The organism is Moorena sp. SIO3I8 (genome assembly GCF_010692325.1).
GTDB lineage: Bacteria > Cyanobacteriota > Cyanobacteriia > Cyanobacteriales > Coleofasciculaceae > Moorena.
In genome coordinates this window covers 1-2198 of the sequence record NZ_JAAHHW010000289.1, presented here as the reverse complement: position 1 = coordinate 2198, position 2198 = coordinate 1, and the positions used below count along the sequence as shown (strand labels likewise).

Below are 2198 nucleotides of genomic sequence, written 5' to 3'. Positions count from 1 at the left end.
TTAAGATGTTTTAGTAAATTAAATGTCCGTACCTGAGTTCCTCCCCTAGTGGGGGGATAAGGAAAGGTGGCAGATAGCATGAGAATTTTCATCATATCTTCAGGTTAGGTAATAAAGCGATGCAGCGCCGCCAAAGGGGGTTCCCCCCATGAGCGACTGCATCAAGACATTGCTATAAGTCATATCTAGTGCGTTGTAACCGGACTTGATATCAGGTATCCAATAGGATAATTTTATGTCAAAAAATCAATGAATTGAGTGGCTTGATAGTTTCATCTATAACAATACAATGATTCAACGAGTCCCCAAGGTTAGTGTGTGTATTCCTACATTCAATCGCGTTAATTTACTTCCTTATGCGATTGACAGTGTTATTAAACAAACCTATCAAGACTGGGAATTAATTATCTGTGATGATGGTTCAACTGATGAAACTCCTAAGTTAATGTCCCAATATCAGGATAGCCGAATTAACTACATCCGTCACCCCAACAATCTTGGCAAAAGTAATAATATGCGCTCTGGATTTGATGCCGCATTGGGGGAATATTTTATTAAATTTGATGATGATGACCGGCTGACACCTGAATTTTTATCCAAAACAACGGCTATCTTACAGCCAGATCATAGTATTGATTTTGTTGGTACAGATCATTGGGTAATTACCATCAATAATACTCGGGACGAATCAGCTACAAAATTAAATTCTCAGAGGTGGGGTAGAACCAAGTTAGTGGAAGGTATCGTTGAGAATTTAATCGAGGTTGTTTTTATTCAGCAGAGCTTTCAAATTGGCGCTACGTTGTTTCGGATGCAGGCGTTGAAAGACGTAGATTTTATGCGTCCTAATATCCAAAATTGTGAAGATAATGATTTATTCGTTCGGCTGGCTATGGCGGGAAAGAAAGCCTATTATTTACCAGAATTGTTAATGGAATATCGATTCCATGCCCAACAGCAAGGGATTAGTCGAGCAATTCCCTATTTAAAGGATAAACTGCGTTATCTAGAAAGTTATAAGTTTGAGTCAGAAATGTTGGAGACAGTTAGGCGATCGCGCCTGACGGAAACTAAGCTACTACTAGGATTTCGCCTGATTGAAATTGGACAAACATCAAAGGGACGTGAACTAGTTTGGTCAGGAAAAGCTTGCTCTCCCTCAAAAGCTTGGGTTGGTTTGGTGCTGTCCCTATTGCCAGAAGGGTGGCGTTCTCAGGCGTTTAGTGTGTTGCGTCAATTCAAGGCATAGACTCTCTGGGAATTCCGGGCTAGAAAAAATCTGATCAAACTGCCAAGGCATTGGCAGCGTCACGATGCTTAACCAAATTTCCACTCTTTTGGTGCCCGTTCCCGTGGGCGTTGGAACCTCACTGGGGTCACACCGCCTTTCACGAGACTGCCTAAGTATTTTTACTTAAAGACTTCTGGTGTCTTGCTAGTTTCTAGAGTTTTTTGGATGGTTACGACAGTTGAGCCTTTGAATCTAGGGTACAACTTCTCCCCTCCCCTCTCTGTAGTGATCAAACCGTTGCTAAACTGATCAGTTTCACGATCTATGAACTGGCTCTCTCAGGGTGGGGGAGGTAGGATCTCGGGTTTACGTAAGAATTCTTAACAACATTTTTAATTAAATCAGTTTACTCTAAGAATTTGGAAAGATATTCGCTTGTCTGTAAGTAGTAATACAAATACCGTCAACTTTAGGAACAAAAATAAATAATGAGTACCAATTTAGCCACCAAGTTGCGTGAAGGCACAAAAAAATCCCACACCATGGCAGAGAATGTGGGTTTTGTCAAGTGCTTTTTGAAAGGAACCGTTGAAAAAACCTCCTACCGTAAATTAGTATCCAACCTTTACTTCGTCTATTCCGCCATGGAAGAGGAGATGGAGCGCCATCGGGAACACCCGATTCTTTCAAAAATCTACTTCCAAGAGCTCAATCGGAAAAAGACCCTAGAGCAAGACCTATGCTATTACTTCGGTTCTAACTGGCAAGAGAAAGTAGTCCCTTCAGTGGCGGCTAAAGAGTATGTGCAAAGAATTAAAGATATCTCTGAGAAGCAACCAGAACTATTGGTTGCTCACTCCTACACCCGCTATCTAGGGGACTTATCTGGCGGACAAATTCTCAAAAAGATTGCCCAGCGCGGGATGAACTTATCAGATGGGCAAGGTACTGCTTTTTATGAATTCAA

2 protein-coding genes are annotated in these 2198 nt (G+C 41.4%); both read left to right on the top strand.

Translation table 11 applies throughout. From position 1 onward, the window contains the following. The first annotated feature begins 289 nt into the window (after positions 1-289). Positions 290-1249: a glycosyltransferase family 2 protein gene (locus tag F6K51_RS36280; protein ID WP_293030760.1), complete on the top strand. Its 960-nt coding sequence runs from the start codon at positions 290-292 to the stop codon at positions 1247-1249. A gap of 470 nt (positions 1250-1719) precedes the next feature. Beyond that, positions 1720-2198, top strand: a 479-nt coding sequence (locus F6K51_RS36275) for a biliverdin-producing heme oxygenase (protein WP_293030757.1), incomplete at its 3' end; no start/stop codon positions are given.